Source organism: Lamprobacter sp. (assembly GCF_034860625.1).
Lineage (GTDB): Bacteria > Pseudomonadota > Gammaproteobacteria > Chromatiales > Chromatiaceae > Lamprobacter.
This window is the reverse complement of sequence record NZ_JAYESN010000618.1, coordinates 1-957: the sequence shown is the minus strand read 5'-3', so window position 1 is coordinate 957 and position 957 is coordinate 1. Positions and strand designations below refer to the sequence as shown.

At 64.8% G+C, this 957-nt stretch carries 2 protein-coding genes; one reads left to right on the top strand and one right to left on the bottom strand.

The features are described from left to right. Positions 1 to 242 (top strand): aldo/keto reductase (locus VBE63_RS30265; RefSeq protein WP_323686667.1); only part of this gene is annotated, 242 nt, incomplete at its 5' end. Between the two features lie 10 nt (positions 243 to 252). On the opposite strand, the gene VBE63_RS30260 is transcribed toward VBE63_RS30265, so the two are convergent. Continuing rightward, positions 253 to 957: PfkB family carbohydrate kinase (locus tag VBE63_RS30260; RefSeq protein WP_323686666.1), on the bottom strand; the 705-nt coding region annotated here is incomplete at its 5' end.

Sequence of the window (957 nt, the reverse complement as noted above, 5' to 3'; positions counted from 1 at the left end):
CTGTGGAGGCCGAGCAGGCGACAGCCGACTACTGCGCGATTGCTCGGCAGTATGGGCTGGACCCGGCGCAGATGGCGCTGGCCTTCGTCACCAGTCGCCCGTTCGTGACCTCGAACATCATCGGCGCGACGACCCTCGAGCAGCTCGAGAGCAATCTCGCCAGCACCTCTCTGATCCTGAGTGATGAGGTCTTGCAAGCGATCGAGGCGGTGCATACACGGCAGCCGAATCCGAGTCCGTAGGTAAAACGGATCAGTCGCCGATGCTGGCCTGAGGTGTCTCGCTCAGACCGTCGATCCCGAGCTGACCACAACTGCGGCCGGCGAGGGCGTTGGCCCGCTCGAGCACCTCGGCGAGTTCCGCGCCCTGCAGCAAGGCATCGATGACAGCGGCGTTGAAGACGTCGCCAGCAGCAATGGTGTCAACCAGGGTTTCTGGTGGATGGGCGGGGGCAAACAGCAGCTCGCGCGCTTCGGTAAGCGCGTAGGCACCCTTTGCACCCCAGGGCAGGATCAGCAGCGTGGCGTCGCAGTCGTTGGCGAATGCTTTCAGAAAGGCTTCCGGCTCGTGCGCGCCTTGCTGCTCGGCGAAGGCGCGCGAGACGATCAGCAGGGTCTGGCGATCGCCTGGGAGCCGAAACAGCCGTTCGATCCCGGGTCGCGGTTTCTCGATCTCCACGGAGATGGGCAGACCGGGACACTCAGTGGCGACGCGAGCGATCATTGCCTCGGTCTCGGCGGGATTGCGACCCTCGAAGTGGGCCCAGTCGAGGTTGGTCAGATCGACCTGGGTAAAATCGGCGGCGCTGAGTTCTGGCAGGTCGCGATAGTGGACGATGGTGCGGCTGCCGGTGGCGCGACTCAGGCTGATGTAGGAGGTTGGTGTTGCGCCGCCGCGCACGATGGTTGCGCCCTCGATGTCGATGTTGCGTGCCGCGAGGTCGTCGCGAATCCGTGC